The organism is Nonomuraea sp. NPDC049624, from assembly GCF_040675255.1.
Taxonomy (GTDB): Bacteria; Actinomycetota; Actinomycetes; order Streptosporangiales; family Streptosporangiaceae; genus Nonomuraea.
Genome location: NZ_JBFAOR010000005.1, coordinates 303,245 through 318,047, shown reverse-complemented (window position 1 = coordinate 318,047; position 14,803 = coordinate 303,245). Strand labels below are relative to the sequence as shown.

At 74.8% G+C, this 14,803-nt stretch carries 16 protein-coding genes; 2 read left to right on the top strand and 14 right to left on the bottom strand.

All coding sequences use genetic code 11. The features are described from left to right. Positions 1-79: 79 nt before the first annotated feature. From AB0J76_RS22330 to AB0J76_RS22270, 13 genes are all read right to left on the bottom strand, one after another. Positions 80-2,338 (bottom strand): exo-alpha-sialidase, encoded by a 2,259-nt coding sequence (locus AB0J76_RS22330; protein WP_352330569.1) that lies wholly within the window; start codon positions 2,336-2,338, stop codon positions 80-82. A 133-nt stretch (positions 2,339-2,471) separates the two neighbouring features. After that, positions 2,472-3,077, bottom strand: a complete 606-nt coding sequence (locus AB0J76_RS22325; RefSeq protein WP_352330567.1) for an energy-coupling factor transporter transmembrane protein EcfT — start codon at positions 3,075-3,077, stop codon at positions 2,472-2,474. Further along, entirely contained in the window at positions 3,074-3,748 is a 675-nt protein-coding gene (locus AB0J76_RS22320) for an ABC transporter ATP-binding protein (RefSeq protein WP_352330565.1), read from the bottom strand. Before AB0J76_RS22320 ends, AB0J76_RS22325 begins: the two co-directional genes overlap by 4 nt. Then, positions 3,745-4,869 (bottom strand): thiolase family protein, encoded by a 1,125-nt coding sequence (locus tag AB0J76_RS22315; protein ID WP_364390312.1) that lies wholly within the window; start codon positions 4,867-4,869, stop codon positions 3,745-3,747. The genes AB0J76_RS22320 and AB0J76_RS22315 overlap by 4 nt, the downstream gene beginning before the upstream one ends. Position 4,870: 1 nt before the next feature. Next, entirely contained in the window at positions 4,871-6,211 is a 1,341-nt protein-coding gene (locus tag AB0J76_RS22310; RefSeq protein ID WP_352330043.1) for an AMP-binding protein, read from the bottom strand. Then, positions 6,211-6,804, bottom strand: coding sequence for a biotin transporter BioY (locus AB0J76_RS22305; protein WP_352330044.1), 594 nt, complete (start codon positions 6,802-6,804; stop codon positions 6,211-6,213). The genes AB0J76_RS22310 and AB0J76_RS22305 overlap by 1 nt, the downstream gene beginning before the upstream one ends. A 61-nt stretch (positions 6,805-6,865) precedes the next feature. Beyond that, entirely contained in the window at positions 6,866-7,504 is a 639-nt protein-coding gene (locus AB0J76_RS22300) for a DNA/RNA non-specific endonuclease (RefSeq protein WP_352330046.1), read from the bottom strand. A 175-nt stretch (positions 7,505-7,679) separates the two neighbouring features. Next, entirely contained in the window at positions 7,680-8,978 is a 1,299-nt protein-coding gene (locus tag AB0J76_RS22295; RefSeq protein WP_352330048.1) for an alpha-amylase family protein, read from the bottom strand. Positions 8,979-9,056: 78 nt separating this feature from the next. Then, complete coding sequence (locus tag AB0J76_RS22290) at positions 9,057-9,587, bottom strand: GNAT family N-acetyltransferase (protein ID WP_364390309.1); 531 nt, start codon at positions 9,585-9,587, stop codon at positions 9,057-9,059. Positions 9,588-9,598: 11 nt separating this feature from the next. After that, positions 9,599-10,159 (bottom strand): XRE family transcriptional regulator, encoded by a 561-nt coding sequence (locus AB0J76_RS22285; protein WP_364390307.1) that lies wholly within the window; start codon positions 10,157-10,159, stop codon positions 9,599-9,601. Positions 10,160-10,186: 27 nt separating this feature from the next. After that, positions 10,187-10,471, bottom strand: a complete 285-nt coding sequence (locus AB0J76_RS22280; RefSeq protein WP_352330598.1) for a DUF6204 family protein — start codon at positions 10,469-10,471, stop codon at positions 10,187-10,189. 12 nt (positions 10,472-10,483) lie between these two features. Then, positions 10,484-11,122, bottom strand: a complete 639-nt coding sequence (locus AB0J76_RS22275; protein ID WP_352330596.1) for a TetR family transcriptional regulator — start codon at positions 11,120-11,122, stop codon at positions 10,484-10,486. Positions 11,123-11,169: 47 nt separating this feature from the next. Further along, positions 11,170-12,570, bottom strand: a complete 1,401-nt coding sequence (locus AB0J76_RS22270; RefSeq protein ID WP_352330595.1) for a LysR substrate-binding domain-containing protein — start codon at positions 12,568-12,570, stop codon at positions 11,170-11,172. A 70-nt stretch (positions 12,571-12,640) separates the two neighbouring features. Between AB0J76_RS22270 and AB0J76_RS22265 the strand changes: the two genes are divergently transcribed. Beyond that, entirely contained in the window at positions 12,641-13,012 is a 372-nt protein-coding gene (locus AB0J76_RS22265; RefSeq protein ID WP_352330593.1) for a nuclear transport factor 2 family protein, read from the top strand. 164 nt (positions 13,013-13,176) lie between these two features. Here the strand turns inward: AB0J76_RS22265 and AB0J76_RS22260 are convergent, their stop codons facing one another. Beyond that, a complete protein-coding gene (locus tag AB0J76_RS22260) occupies positions 13,177-14,130 on the bottom strand; it encodes an SDR family NAD(P)-dependent oxidoreductase (protein ID WP_364390304.1) in 954 nt (317 codons plus the stop codon). Positions 14,131-14,195: 65 nt separating this feature from the next. Between AB0J76_RS22260 and AB0J76_RS22255 the strand changes: the two genes are divergently transcribed. After that, positions 14,196-14,771, top strand: a complete 576-nt coding sequence (locus AB0J76_RS22255; RefSeq protein WP_364390302.1) for a TetR family transcriptional regulator — start codon at positions 14,196-14,198, stop codon at positions 14,769-14,771. Positions 14,772-14,803: the final 32 nt, after the last annotated feature.

The window sequence follows — 14,803 nt, the reverse complement described above, 5'->3', positions numbered from 1 at the left end:
TCATAGGCACGGCCCGTCGAGGCGGCGCAAGGCAGGCCAAGGTGGCGGCGCGGGCACGCTCCCGCGCCGCCGCGCGAGGTCAGCGGTCCTCGAACCGCACGTCGTCGAACAGCGCCTCGTCGTCGGCCGGAGCGGTGCCCGCGCTGCTGAAGGCGTAGCCGTCCATCGAGGTCACGGCGGCCGTGCGGGGCAACGTGGCGAGCTGCCGGTCACCGGCGTACAGGGTGGCGGAGGAGGTGGTGGCCTCCAGTCGGATCCTGGTCCAGCCCTCGCCGACCGTCCCGGCGGGGGCCAGGGTCGTCCACTTCTTGGCGGCGGCGTCGTAGCGGCTGACCGCGCCGGCCCTGCTGATGCTCAGGTGGTAGGCCGACGTCGTCCCGCTGGTCACCGTGAACAGGAAGGAGTTGGTCACGCTGACCGGCTTGTAGCGGAACTCCAGGGTCTTGCGCGCGCTCGCGGTCGTGGTGCGGGCCGCCTTGGCCATCAAGGTGGTGGACTTGTCGGACAACGTCAGCGCCCGGTCGGCGCCCACCTCGTACGGCGACACCCACGCCGCCGACAGGCTCTGGTAGCCGCGCGGGCGCAGCCAGATCGGGTCGTTGTCGAAGGTGTCGGTCGTGGAGTAGAGCTCGACCTCGTTGAGCATCGCGCAGCTCGGGCCGATCTCGGCGTCGCAGTCCGGCGTGGCCTCGACGACGATCTTGACGTGCCGGCCGGTGGCGTTCACCGGCTGGTGGCGCAGCGCGTAGTCGGTGCGGCCGGTGACCGTGGCCACCGGGCGGCCCCAGTCCGCGCCGTCTTTGGAGACGTAGACGCCGGCCGAGGCCGGGTGCCCCGGGCGCAGGCTGAGGCCGATCCGGTTGAAGGTCTGCTCGCGGTCCAGGTGCAGGACGTACTCGCCGGGGCCCTGGGAGACGGCGCTGGACCAGTACGCGGTGCTGCCGTCGAAGGCGCCGTCGGGGCGCACCCGCGGCCGCCGGGCGTCGGCCCAGGTCATGTTGGTCTCGACGGTCAGCTCGCCGGCGCGCTGCTTGGCGGCCAGGTCGATCCGGCCCGCGCCGGGTGCCAGGACGTCCAGGTGGCGGCGCTTGACGGCGTACCAGCCGCCGTTCTCGAACCTGCCGCTCGCCGGGCAGGCGGTCTCGTTCAGCGTGCCGTCGGCCTTGACGCCGGGCAGCTTGCAGTTGTCGAACAGCTGGACCAGCCGGTTGGCGCCGACGGCGGCCAGCGCCGTGTACCCGGACGAGCCGTGCGTGTCGTAGACGCCGTCGCGGTTGTGGTAGGTCACGCGCTGCTGCGTCCAGGAGTCGCCGCGGCCGTCGGGAGAGATCGCCAGCCAGTCGTCCGGGCGGCCGGCGCTGAGCACCAGCACGCCGTTGGGCATGAGCAGCAGGCGCGGGGCCACGCCGCGCACCGTGCAGCTCTGGCCGGACAGCTGCAGGTCGCGCACCGCCGACCAGGTGCGGCCCTCGTCGGTGGAACGGCTCCAGGCCAGCGTGGAGTAGGTGCCGCCGTCCTTGCGCAGGACCGCCAGCAGGCTGCCGTCGGCGGTCTGCTCGACGGCCGTCTCGTTGTACGTCGCCTCGCCGGCCGGGCGGGCGATGACGCCGCGGCGGGCGAAGGTCCGGCCGCCGTCGGCGCTGGCGTACAGCTCGGCCTGGTTCTTGCCGCCGGTGGCGGTGTAGCGGGCGTAGACGGTCACCAGGACGGTCCCGTCGGCCAGCTGGATCGGCACGCCGTGCGCCACGCCGCCGCCGACCAGCTCGTCCGGGCTGGTGAAGGTGGCCTTGGCGGTGTCCCAGGTCTGGCCGAGGTCGGTGGAGGTGTGCACGTCCAGCTCGTTGGTGTGGGCGTCGACCTTCGACAGGTAGTAGGCGGTGCCGAACAGGCGGCCGTCGTGCAACTGCACCGGCGCCTCGCGCAGCGGCGTGCTGCGCGCCGGGCCGAAGGTCAGGCCGCCGTCGTCGGAGACGGCCATGCCGCTGGTTTGGGCCATGACCGCGTCCACGTTGGTGGACCAGGTGGCGATCAGCTTCTGGCCGGGCGTGCCGTCGGGCCTGACCACGTCGATCGCGGTGAGGTTGGGGAAGCCGGCGTAGTCGCGGCGCTGGGCCGCCGTCGGCTCCTTGGCCGCCGGGCGCGGGCTGGGATAGACCCAGTCCACGAAGGCGTCGCTGCCCGATCCGGCCAGGTAGCCCTCGCGCGGCCCCGACTCCTGGGCGGTGAGGGCGGGCGTGTCGGGAATCGAGCAGTACGCGGCCGCGTGCGCCGTCCCCTGCAGGACGACGGGAAGGGGGGCCAGCAGGCAGGCGGCGAGCAGCGCTCTGGTGGGCAGCACGGGGGAAGGACTCCTTGCGCAACGAACGATCGACGTCCGTTTTGTCGTTTATTTACGCAAGAAGGCTATATTTGGCCAAAAGTGGAGGTGTAAGTTGTAACTGCCTTATGTCCGCTTTGTGATGAAGTGGGGGTCAGTCGTCGAGCCCGCGGGCCGACAACGCCTCGCCCAGCGCGTCCGCGTGCCGCAGGGCGCCCACCACCAGCGGCACCGCGAAGGCCCGCACACTGCGCTCGACCCCCCGCGCCCGCTGCGCCTCCCTGATCCGCACCGCCAGCGACGCCACCACCGGCACGCTGCGCACGGTGAGCGAGAGCAGCAACGACAGCCGGAACGGGTCCAGCCCCACCAACCTGACCGGCGACAGCGCGCGCTCCAGCGCCGCCAGCATGTCGGCCGTCCGCGTGGTGAGCGTCACCAGCCCCGCCAGCGCCACGGCCAGCACCACCCGCAACGTCGAGGACACCGCCGCGTCCAGGTCCGCGAACACCAGTTGCAGCACGAACAGCATGACCGCGAACCAGCGCACCGGCCGCACCTGCGCCCACGCCGCCCGTCCCCCCACCCGCGCCGACGCGTACGACGCCGCCACCACGAGCGCCGCCCCCGCCAGCGCCAGCGGCGGCCGCAACAGCACCAGCACCGTGCAGGACACCGCCAGCCCCGCCAGCTTGACCCCCGGCGGCAGCCGGTGCAGCCACGAGCCGCCCGGCACGTGGGCGCCGGTGAGCCCGTTCACGCCATCAGCCTGGTGTAGTGGCCGATCGCCTCGGCCGGCGGGCCGTCGGCGACCACCCGGCCCTCGTCCAGCACCAGCACCCGGTCGAACCCGGCCAGCAGCGGCAGGTCGTGCGTCACCGCCACCACCTGCTGCGGCATCTCCCGCAACAACGTGGCCACCTGCCGCGAATGGCGCAGGTCGAGCAGCGTCGTGGGCTCGTCCATGACCAGGATGTCGGGTTCGAGCACCATGACCGCGCACAGGGCCAGCAACTGCTTCTGGCCGCCGGACAGGTGGTGGGCGGGATGGTCGGCGTGTCCGTCCAGGCCGTGCCGGGCCAGCACCTCGTGCACCCGGCGCTCGACCTCCTCGCGCGGCAGGCCCTTGCGGCGCAGGGAGAAGGCGACGTCCTCGGCCACGGTCGGCATGACGATCTGCGCGTCGGGGTCGGTGAACAGGAACCCCACCCGCCGCCTGATCCGCGCCGCCTGACGGCGGGTGTCCAGGCCGAGCACGGTGACCTCGCCCGAGGTGGGCACCGCCAGGCCGTTGATCAGCCGGGCCAGCGTGCTCTTGCCCGAGCCGTTCGCGCCGACCACGCCCACCCGGCGCTCGGTCAGGCTCGCGGTGATGCCGCGCAGCACGTCGCGGGCGCCCAGCCGGACGTGCACGTCGGCGAACTCGATCACGCGACCACCTCGAACAGCGCGGCCACGCCCAGCCCGCCGCCCACCGCCGCGGCCGCCAGCCCGAGTGTGCCCGCGGGCGCCCCGGCCCGCACCAGCCTGGAGAAGAGCCTGGTCACCACCACCGCGCCGGTCGCGCCCCACGGATGGCCGAGCGCCAGCGCGCCGCCGCCGGCGCACACCCGCTCGCGGTCGGCCTCCAGCGGGTCGAGGCCGAGCGCGTCGGTGACGGCCAGCACCTGCGCCGCGAACGCCTCCACGATCTCCACCGCGGCCACCCGTCCCATGTCCACCCCCGCACGTGCCAGCACCCGGCGGACCGCGGGCACCGGCCCCCACCCGGGCAGCGCCGGATCACAGCCGACGACGGACCCGGCCAACAGCCGCAACCCCGGCAGGCCGGCCCGCTCGGGGGCCAGCGCCACGGCGGCCGCGCCGTCGCTGACCGGGGAGGAATTACCGGCGGTCACTGTACCGCCCGGCACGAACGCCGCGGGCAACCGGGCCAGCGACGCCGCCCGCAACGCCCTGGGACGCTGGTCCTCCGCCCGGCCGCCGACCGGCACGATCTCCTGGTCGAAGGCGCCCGCCGCGCGGGCGGCCAGCGCCTTGGCGTGGCTGAGGCGGGCGTAGTCGTCCTGGCGGTCGCGGCTGATGCCGTACGCGCCGGCCAGGGCTTCGGCGGCCGGGCCCATGTCGGGGTCGGGATGGCCCTCGGGGGCGAAGGGCGCCCGGTCGTAGGGACGGTCCGCGCCCCGCGGCGTGCGCAGCGGCGCGGTCGAGGCGCTCTCGGCTCCCCCGGCGATCACCAGGTCCATCTCCCCCGCGGCCACCGCCTGCCCGGCCACCAGGATCGCGGCCAGCCCGCTGCCGCACTGCCGGTCGACGGTCAGGCCGGGCACGCCGTGCCCGAGCCCGGCGGCCAGCGCCGAGACCCGGGCCACGTTCCCGCCGGGGCCCATGCAGTTGCCGAGCACCACGTCCTCCACCGGCCGACCGGCCTCGGCGGCCACCGCCTCGATCACGGAGGCGGCCAGCCGGTCGACGGTCACGTCCTTGAAGGCGTGCCCGGCCGTGCCGATCGGCGTACGGCGGGCCGCCACGACGACGGGTCGTCCGCCCACGTCAGACCAGCCGCCGCAGCTCGGGGTCGCCGCCGGCCAGCCGGTCGGCCACCAGCCCGCGCGCCGGCTTGCCCGACCCGGTACGCGGCAGCACGGGCACGGCGTACCAGCGCCGGGGCCGCTGCGCCACGTCCAGCCCGCTGCGCGCGACGGCCTCCAGCAGCGCGCGCGGCGGCGGCGAGGCCCCCTCGACCACCGCGGTCACCACCGAGCCGAGCGACGGGTGCGGCGACCCGATCACCACGATGTCCCCCACCCCCGGCACGTTCCGCAACACCGCCTCGACGTCCTCGGGCACCACGGTCGCGCCGCCGGTCTGGATCGCGCCGTCGCCGCGCCCGCGCACCCGCAGCACCTGCCCGGCCCGGTACGGCTCGGCCAGGTCGCCGACCGTCATCCAGCCCGCGCCGTCGCGGCGCAGCGGCCCCCGCGCGCCGCCCAGATAGCCTTCGGCCAGCCACGGCGAGCGCGCCCACACCTCGCCCAGCGCCCGCCCCGGCTCGGCCCTGACCTCGATCTCGACCTCGGGAAAGGCGCGCAACCCGCCCCCGTCGGCGTCGAAGGCCACGAACGACAGCTCGGTCGCGCCGTAGTAGGACATCACCCGCACCCCCGCCCGCCCGGCCAGCTCCCGGGCCTGCCCGCTCAGCGCCGCGCCGCCGACGACGGCCGTCCGCAGGCGGGGGGCCTGCTCCAGCACCTCGGGCAGCCGGTGGGGCACCAGGTGGATCGCCGTCGCCGCGCGCAGCGACGCCGCCGTGGGCCGCCCGCCCGGCACCACGGCCGTCGCGCCCACGGCCAGCGTGTGCACGGCGGCGAAGGCGTACAGGGAGGAGACCAGCGGGCCGGGCACCAGGACGACGTCGGCCGGGCCGATGCCGGTCAACTCGGTCAGGTGCGGGAAGGACCGCGTCCAGGACGCGCGGGTGCGCGCGACCGCGCGCGGCCGGCCCGTGCTGCCGGAGGTGAAGCACGCCCACGCCCGGTCGCCGGGACGGGGCTCGGGCACGAGCGGCGCGCCCGGCACGGCCGGCAGCGGCTCCTCGACCCGCAGGTCCGCGCCGGCCGACCCGGCCACGCGCGCCCAACGCTCCGCGCTCCAGGCCGGATCGCCGACCAGCGGCGTCACCCCCGCCAGATCGGCCGCCAGCACCGCGATCAGCAGCTCGACCGGGTCATGCAGGGCGATGGCGGCCAGCGCGCCGCGCCCGCGCAGATGCCGCGCCCCGCCCTGGACGCGCCCGGCCAGCTCACCGTAAGTCAGCGAGCCGCCCGGACCGCGCAGCGCGACCCGGGACGGACTGTCGGCGGCGTGCCGCAGGACGTGCTCGGCGACCGGCATCAGCGCACCCGTTCGCGGTGGACGGCCGGAACGGCGTCGGGATAGGCGCGCTGCGTGCCCCTGGCCACCAGGGCGGCCACCACCGCCTTGAGCGCGTCGCCCGGCAGGAACACCGCGCTGAGCGCCAGCGCCTTGGTCAGCGGCAGCCCGGTGACCAGCGCCTGCACCGGCACGCCGACCAGGTAGACCACCCCGATCCCGCCCACCGCGCACGCCACCAGCAGCCGCAGCACGCTCGGCGTCCGGCCTGCCCGCTCCACCAGCAGCCCGGTGACCGCGGCCCCCGGGACCCAGCCGAGCAGGAACCCGGCGGAGGCGGCGGTGAACACGCCGAGCCCGCCGCGCCCGCCCGCCAGCAGCGGCAGCCCGGCCGCGACCAGCACCAGCAGCACGACCACCGCCAGCGCCCCCCGCCGGCTGCCGAGGATGGCCCCGGCCAGCATGACGCCGAGCGTCTGGAGAGTGATCGGCACCGCGTTGCCGAGGACATTGACCGCGCCCGGCGCGCCCAGCACCGCGATCAGCGCGGCGAACACCGCGATCCTGGCCAGGTCACCGGTGGGGAACCGCCGCCGTCTTCCTGCGTTCGTCATGAGGACGATCCCACACCAGAACGGGTCGATCCCGCATGCAGGGTTCCCACAACACCGGTGGCTACGCCTTGTCAGAGCCGCTCATGCAGTGCGCCGTCCGGAACGCGTTGGTGATCTTCGTGTGCCAGGAGTCCAGCTCACGGGCCGACAGGGTGGCGTTCGGGAAGGTCACCGTGACCCGCCGGGACACCCCGGAGATCGTCGCCGACATGGAGACGTGGATGCGGTCGGGGATCACCGTCGTGCCGTCGGGATAGTGCACCTCGACGCGGTAGTCGGCCACCGCGCCGCCCTTGGCCTCCAGGCAGGCGCGGGCGCCGTTCTCGACGCGCAGCATCAGGCCCTGGTTGATCTGCCGGCCGCGCATGGGGACCAGGTTGTAGCGCAGGCTGGCGCCGGAGAAGGAGGAGGCGATGAGATGGCCGCCCTGCCAGTCGCCGCTGCCGCCCCAGTTGCCGACGGTGGCCTCGCACCCGCTGCGCGCGGCCGCCTTCCTGGCCAGTTGCGGGGCCAGGGCCCGCGCGGGCCGTCCGGCGCCGTCGGTGGTGTAGGTGCGGGAGCCGTCCTTGTAGGTGTGGTTCCTGGCCAGGTGCCGGATGCAGGCGGCGGCGTCCGTGGTGGGGCCGGCCGCCTGCGCGGGGGCGGTGAGGGTGGCGGCCGCCAGCGCGGCGGCGCACAGGACAGGGGGGAGCCGGGTCATGGGCATGAGAAGGCATTCCTCTCGCGGGGGACGCACGACGGGCCCGCTTCGGCAGGCTGCCTCGCCCTGTCGGCGAGCGCGTCGGCTTTGTCGCGATGGTGATGCCCCGAGGAAGTTGTAGCGGAACGTTGCCATAACGCTACTGTTCGTAGTGATTACAGGTAGGTCGCCCTGTTCAGGGCTCGACGACGGCCCAGCCGTGCGGGGGCAGGGTCAGCGACGAGCCGTCCAGGACGCCGTCGCCGGCGGCCAGGCTTCCGGAGAAGGGCAGGCTGACCTGCGACGGCTCGTCGGAGGTGCTCAGCGCGACGGCCAGCGCGTGGCCGCCGGAGCGGCTCTCGTAGGCGTAGAGCTGGTTGGACAGGACCAGGTCGGTGGTGTGCGCGCGGGCCAGCCACCGGTGCCGGCGGCGCAGCGCCATGAGCCGCCGGTGCAGGCCGAGCACCGGCAGGCCGGCCGGCGGCATCTCCAGCGGGGAGCCGGGGAAGGCCGGGCGCACGGCGTCGTCGCCGCCCTCGCGCTCCTCCTTGACGCCGCGCAGGGCGTACTCGTCGCCGGCGTACAGCGAGGGCGTGCCGGCGACCGTCATCAGCACGGCCAGGGCGTGCGGCAGGTGGCGCTCGTCGGCCAGGCGGCTGGCCAGGCGGGTGACGTCGTGATTGCCGACGAACGTCATCGGCACGAAGGACTCGGCGAAGGCGGTGTGGCGCTTGAGCGCCCAGGCCAGCTCGAAGGCGTTGCGGTCGTTGAGCGAGCTCCAGATCGCCTTCCACAGCTCGTACTGGGTGACCGCGTCCACGCCGGTCTCGGCCACGAACGCGGCGTAGTCGCCGTGGATGACCTCCCCCACCACGTACGCCTCCGGCCGCCCGCGGCGCACCTCGGGCAGCACCCGCGCCCAGAACTGCGGCGGCACGGCGTAGGCGGCGTCCAGCCGCCAGCCGTCGGCGCCGCGGTCGAGCCAGTGGGCCATCACCGCCGCGACGTGCTCGGCGACGGCCGGCTCGGCGTGGTCGAGCGCGACCAGCGACTGGTGCCCCTCGAAGTCGTCGTGCGCCGGAGCGCCGCCGCCGGCGGGCCAGCGCAGCCGGAACCAGCGCGCGGCCGCCGAGCCCGGCCCCTCGCGCAGGGCCTGCTGGAAGCGCGGGAAGCCCTGGCCCACGTGGTTGAAGACGCCGTCGAGGAGCACCCGCAGCCCGCGCTCGTGCGCGGCCGACACCAGCGCGTCGAAGTCGCCGTCGTCGCCCAGGCGCGGATCGATGCGGAAGTGGTCGAGGGTGTCGTAGCCGTGGGTCTCGGCGGCGAAGATCGGGCCGAGCTGCAGCCCGTCGGCGCCCAGCGCGGCGGCGTGGTCGAGCCACGGCGTCAGGCCCGCGAGCCGGTGGGTGACCCGCGGCACGGCGGCCCGCTCGGCGCCCAGGAAGCCCAGCGGGTAGACGTGCCAGAAGATCGCCTGCTCTGCCCAGGACGGCACGTCAACCCCCCGATGAAGATCCGAAGCTCATTCTAGGCGGGCCCCCGCCGAGAGCCGCCCGCCGGGGCCCCGACCGGCTCACGCGCCGGCCGTGAGGCGCTTGTAGAAGAAGCTGCAGTCGAGCAGGGTGCCGTCGGGGGCCCCGGCGTAGCCAGGCACGACGCCGTAGCGGGTCCAGCCGCCGGTGCGGTAGACGTGCTCGGCGGCGCTGCCGGTCTCGGTGTCGAGCACCAGCAGGCCGGCCCCGGCCGCGACGGCGCCCTCCTCGGCGGCGGCCAGCAGCAGGCGGGACAGGCCGCGCCCGCGCGCCTGGCGGTGGACCAGCAGCTTGACCAGCTCGGCCCGGTGCCGCGAGTTGGGCTTGCGGGCCAGCACCAGGCTGACCGTGCCGGCCAGGAAGCCGCCGGCGTCGCGGCAGGCCCACACCGCCATGCCGCCCTCGGCCACCGCCGCCGCCTGTCCCCGCCACCAGGCCGCGGCCTCCTCCGGGCCGAACGGCTTGAGGAAGCCGACCGAGGCGCCGCCGTCGACGGCGTCGGCCAGCAGCACGCCCAGCTCCTCGACGCTGCCGGCGAACTCCTGCGGGGACATGCGGGTGACGGTGTGCACGAAAGGGCTCCTCACGGCAGGACGACGAGCAGGGCGTAACGGACCGGCGAGGGCCCCGGGCAGCGGAACCGCGACCGCCCCCACAGGCGGAAGCGCAGGCAGTCGCCCGCCTCCAGCCGGTGGACGCGGCCGTCGGCGGTGATCTCCACGACGCCCTCCAGCACCCAGACGTGCTGCTCGAGCCCCGGAACCGGCGGCTCGTCGTAGGCGATGTCGGCGCCCGGCCGCAGCCGCCCCTCGACGACCTCGCCGCGCAGCCCCGGATGCGGCGGCGAGACCGAACGTCGCTCGAAGCCCGAGCTCTCGTCCCGCCACACCGCCTGGGCCGCCGCCCGCACCACCTGTGCAGGCTCCGGCTCCACCTCGGCCAGCAGGCGCGACATCGTGCGTCCGTAGACCGCGCAGAGCTTGTTGAGCAGGGCGGCGGTGGGGCTGATCTCGCCGCGCTCCAGCCGGGACAGCGTCGAACGGCTGATGCCGGCGCGCCGCGCCAGCTCGTCGAGCGACCAGTCGCGCTCGACCCGCAGCTCGGCGAGCCGCCCGGCCAGCCGCTCGTCCAAATCCTGTCCCATATTCGGGACGATATCCCAGATGTGGGATCAGTGGCGACCCTTGCGACGGATCTTGATGTCCCGCATGTCCGTCACCGCGATCTGCAGCGCCCGGTACGGCACCCCGTAGGCCTCCAGCGCCGCGACCGCCCGCCCGGTGGCCTCGGGCTCACCGTCGTCCGGCCCGGCGGGCACCTGGCAGCGGAAGGTGAACGCCGACACGCTGCCGTCGTGGGTGAACGTGCCCGCCTCGGTGAACGCGATGTCGTGCGCCGCCAGCACCGCGGCCTCCCCCTCCTCGTCGATCCCGTCGAACTTCCCGCGGATGGTCACCCGGAACAACGCTCAGCCCTCCCGTACGGCATAGGTCAGCAAGGGCTCGCCGAGCAGGCCCTCGGTCACGTCCAGCAGCTCCAGCACGGCCGCGGCGATGGCGTCGGGCCCCTGCCCGGCGGCCACCCGCCTGCCGACCTCGGCGTACACCAGCGAGTGCAGGCCGCCGATCTGCCAGGCGACGGCCCGCGGCAGCGGATCGCCCGGCTCGGCCCCCGTCTCCTCGGCCAGCACGTCGGCGAGCGCGTCGGTCATCTGCCCGGCCAGCTCCTCCAGGCGCGCGCGCAGCGTGGGAGCGGCCAGCATCATCTCCAGCACCTGGCCGAACCCGGCCGTCAGCCCCAGGCTGCGCTCCCGGCCGCGCACCTCCTCGCGCAGGCGGGCCAGCACCGCCCGCGCCGCCGACACGCCCGGCGCGCGCTCGCGCACGATGTCGGCGAGCCGCTGCGGCGAGGCCTCCTCGGGCGGCAGCACGAGATCTTCCTTGGCGGTGAAGTAGTTGTAGAGCGTGTTCACCGACACCTCCGCCGCCGCGGCGATCTCGGCGATCGTAACCTGGTCGAAGCCGCGCTCGACGAACAGCCCGATCGCCACGTCGGAGAGGTGCCGGCGGGTCTTGCGCTTCTTGCGCTCGCGAAGCCCTTCGGTCATGGCAGGACTTTACTGCAAAAATGAAGTGGATTGCAGTTTTGGGGCCGTCACCGCAATTCGACGTGGACGGCGAACCGGTCCCACGCCGCCTGGCGGGTGATGCCGAGAGCCTCGCCGATCCTGGCCCACGTCACGTTGCGGTCGCGCAGGATGCCCACCCAGGCGCGCAGGTCGCGTTCGGCCTGCTCAAGAGTGAGCGCCTGGCGGGGCAGGGAGGCCAGCACGTCCTCGTCGGACATGCCGGACACGTACTTGTCGTCAGGGGCGGGGCCCCAGTGGACGCGCGACCCGCCGTCGCCGGCCGGCGCGGGCTCGCCCTCCCTGCGGAGCTCGGCCTGGACGATCTGCTGGCTCAGGTCGATGCAGACGTCGCAGATGTAGACGCCGGGCCCGGCGACGACCTTCCTGGCCTCCTCGTGCGGCTTGCCGCAGAACGAACACCTCGTCGCCAGCTGCTCGACGGGCGCCGTCTCCCGGATGCTCTGTCTGTGTGTCATCATGCTGTCAGCCTTCCCTTGACGAAGCGCCGTGTCAAGGACATCCTGACGATCGCCGGGAGCGCCGTCGGGGCCGCCGGAGAACGCGCGGCGGGCGTGCGGCAGCAGCGCCCGCACCGCCGGGCCGCCGCCCTCCCGCCAGACCAGGGCGAGCAGGGCGGGCGTGCGCACGTCGTCGATGAGCAGCGCGGTGAGCCGGTCGCGGTGGAGCGCGGCCATCGACTCGCTGAGAATCGCCACCCCGAGGCCGCGCACGGCCAGGCCGGCGATGGCGTCGGCGGCGCCGGCCTGCAGCGCGATCGGCGGCCGCAGCCCCTGGGCCGCGCACGCCTCGTCGAACACCGCCCGCAGCCCCGTGCCGCGCGGCATGCACACGATCGCATGCTCGCCCAGGTCGCGCAGGGCGATCCGCCTGCGCCCGGCCAGCGGGTGCTCCGGCGGGACGGCCGCCACCAGCCGCTCGCTGACGATCGTCAACGACTCCAGGCCCTCGGGGACGCCGTTCGCGGCGCCGATGAGCGCCAGGTCGAGCGCCCCGCCACGGACGCCCTCGACCAGCTTGTCGGAGTTGTCCTCCAGCAGGGACAGCTCCACGCCCGGATGGGCCCAGCGGAAGGCGGCCAGCGCGTCGAACAGGGGCGTGATCGTGCAGCCGAGCACCATGCCGACCGTCAGCGTGCCGCGGATGAGGTCGGTCACCTCGCCCACCGCCTGGCCCACCGCGCCGGCGGCGGCCAGCGCGGCGCGGGCGTGCTCGAGCGCCGCCTTGCCCGCGACGGTGAGCGTGGCCACCCGGGCCGACCGGTCGAACAGCTCGGCGCCGAGCTCGCGTTCGAGCTGCCGGATCTGGGCGCTGACCCCCGACTGGCTGATGTGCACCCGCTCGGCCGCACGGGTGAAACTGCGCTCCTCGGCCACCGCGACGAAGTACTCCAGCTGCCTCAGTTCCATAACCTCAGATTGTAGAGAACATAAGAACCATCTGTTGGACTTCTGGAGATGCAGACGGCAGGCTGGCACCATGACCACATACGAGAAGGCCATGCAGCCCGAGGACATCACCCGCCTGTTCGTCGAGCGCTCCAACGCCGGCGACGCGGCCGGCGTCGCCGCGCTCTACGAGGAGGACGCCGTGCTGGCCTACCCGCCCGGCAGCCGCACCGTCGGACGGGCCGCCATCCAGGAGCTGTGGGAGAAGGTGCTGGCCGGCCGCCCGCACTTCGAGCCGGAGCAGCCGCTGCCGACGCTGGTCAGCGGCGACCTCGCCCTCACCTCGACCCCGCCCAAGGACGGCTCGGGCGCCCGCGCCCAGGTCGTGCGGCGTCAGCCCGACGGGAGCTGGCTGCGCGTCCTCGACCAGCCCGAGTTCGTCCAGCCCGGCGAGCGCGCCTAGACCGGGACGGTGCCGCTGACGGTCGTGCCCTCGCCGGGCACGCCGCGCACCGACAGGCGCCCGCCCAGCTCGGCGAACGCCTCGCGCATCCGGCCGACGCCGCCGCCCGGAGCTGAGCCCTCACCCGGGCACGATCGTCGAAGCGTAGCACCACGGCCCGCCGGTCACCCGGAAGGCGTGCGGCCGGGCGCGAAGGGATCGAGCCCGGTCAGCTCGGCGCTCGCGGCCCACAGCCGGGCGGCGAGCTCGGGGTCGGCCAGGTGCCCGCGCACCGGCTCGCGGGCCGGCAGGCCGCGCATCCCCAGCACCCTGGGCCCCCACAGCTCCCCGCCGCGTACGGACGGATCCAGCACGGCCCGCACCGCCGGCCACGCCGCGGCCTCCTTGCCCTGCAGCAGCAGCCCGGCGGGCAGGCCGCGCAGCCGCTCGCCGGCGGTGCGTGGCCGGAACGGCCGCGAGGGCGTCAGGGAGTCGAGCGCGCCGCCGGGGTGGGTGACCACGCTCGCCGTGGTGGCGCCCGCGGCGCGCAGGCGGCGGTCCAGCTCGAAGCCGAAGAGCATCTGCGCCAGCTTCGAGCGCGCGTACACCCGTTTGGGCCGGACGTCGCCACGGCTCTGCAGGTCGTCCAGGTCCAGGGTCTCGGACCTGGCGGTCAGGCTGCCGGTGGTCACGACGCGGGCGGCGGGGGCGGCGGCCAGCAGCGGCGCCAGGTGCGCGACCAGCACGAAGTGGCCGAGATGGTTGGTGGCGAACATCAGCTCGTGGCCGTCCTTCGTCTCGCGCCGCGGCGGGTGGTCGAGCAGCACGCCGGCGTTGCACACGACGGCGTCCAGGCTCGGCAGCCGCAACGCCGCGACGACGGCCTCGACCGAGGCGAGGTCGGCCAGGTCGAGCGGCACCTGCCGGACCCGCGCGCCCGGGACCCGGCCGCGGATGGAGAGCGCGGCGGTCTCCGCCCTGGCGGGGTCGCGGCTGCCGAGGATCACGGTGGCGCCGGTGCCGGCGAGCTGCTCGGCCACGAAGTAGCCGATGCCGGCGTTGCCGCCGGTGACCAGGAAGTGCCTGCCCTGCGCGGACGGCAGGCGCCGGACGTCCCAGGGCGCGGAGGAGGAGGACACGGGGGCGCTCATTCCTGTAGTGGTTATGAATTCAGAATCATTCTAGTTTTTGCTACGATGAGAGCATGACGACAGGACGCCGCGAACGCAAGAAGGCGCAGACCCGCAAGGCCCTGGCCGAGGCCGCGGTGCGGCTGTTCGCCGAGCACGGCTACGACGGCGTCACCGTCGCCCGGGTCGCCGACGAGGCCGACGTCTCCATCGCCACCCTGTTCGCGCACGTGCCCGACGGCAAGGACGCGCTGATCTTCGACGACGGCGACGACCGGCACGTCTGGCTGGCCGCCGCCGTCCGCGAGCGGCCCGCCGGGCAGAGCGTGCTGGCGGCCCTGCGGCGCTGCCTGGCCGAGCGGGGGCCGTTCGCCGGCGACCTGCCGCCCGAGCAGCGGCGCAAACGCGACCTGATCGTGGGCACGCCCGCCCTGCGCGAGTACTCGCGCCGGCTCTGGATCGCCGCCGAGGGCCCGCTGGCCGAGGCGATCGCGGCCGAGACCGGGCGCGGCCCCGCCGACATGACCGTGCGCGCGCTGGCCCGCTACGTGCTGGAGATCCCCGAGCTGGCCGGCGCCGAGCCCGACCCGCGCGCCGCCCTCGACGCCGTCTTCGACCTCCTGGAGTCCGGCTGGGCCGAGCGCGCCTGACGGCGTCGGGGCGTTGACGCGGCGGACCCGCC

Bases quoted from the DNA above. Each gene is read 5' to 3' on its own strand.
- AB0J76_RS22310 (WP_352330043.1), bottom strand. From the start codon at position 6,211: ATGCCGGTCGCCGAGCACGTCCTGCGGCACGCCGCCGACAGTCCGTCC.
- AB0J76_RS22270 (WP_352330595.1), bottom strand. From the start codon at position 12,570: ATGGAACTGAGGCAGCTGGAGTACTTCGTCGCGGTGGCCGAGGAGCGC.
- AB0J76_RS22285 (WP_364390307.1), bottom strand. From the start codon at position 10,159: ATGGGACAGGATTTGGACGAGCGGCTGGCCGGGCGGCTCGCCGAGCTG.
- AB0J76_RS22275 (WP_352330596.1), bottom strand. From the start codon at position 11,122: ATGACCGAAGGGCTTCGCGAGCGCAAGAAGCGCAAGACCCGCCGGCAC.
- AB0J76_RS22300 (WP_352330046.1), bottom strand. From the start codon at position 7,504: ATGACCCGGCTCCCCCCTGTCCTGTGCGCCGCCGCGCTGGCGGCCGCC.
- AB0J76_RS22255 (WP_364390302.1), top strand. From the start codon at position 14,196: ATGACGACAGGACGCCGCGAACGCAAGAAGGCGCAGACCCGCAAGGCC.
- AB0J76_RS22305 (WP_352330044.1), bottom strand. From the start codon at position 6,804: ATGACGAACGCAGGAAGACGGCGGCGGTTCCCCACCGGTGACCTGGCC.
- AB0J76_RS22265 (WP_352330593.1), top strand. From the start codon at position 12,641: ATGACCACATACGAGAAGGCCATGCAGCCCGAGGACATCACCCGCCTG.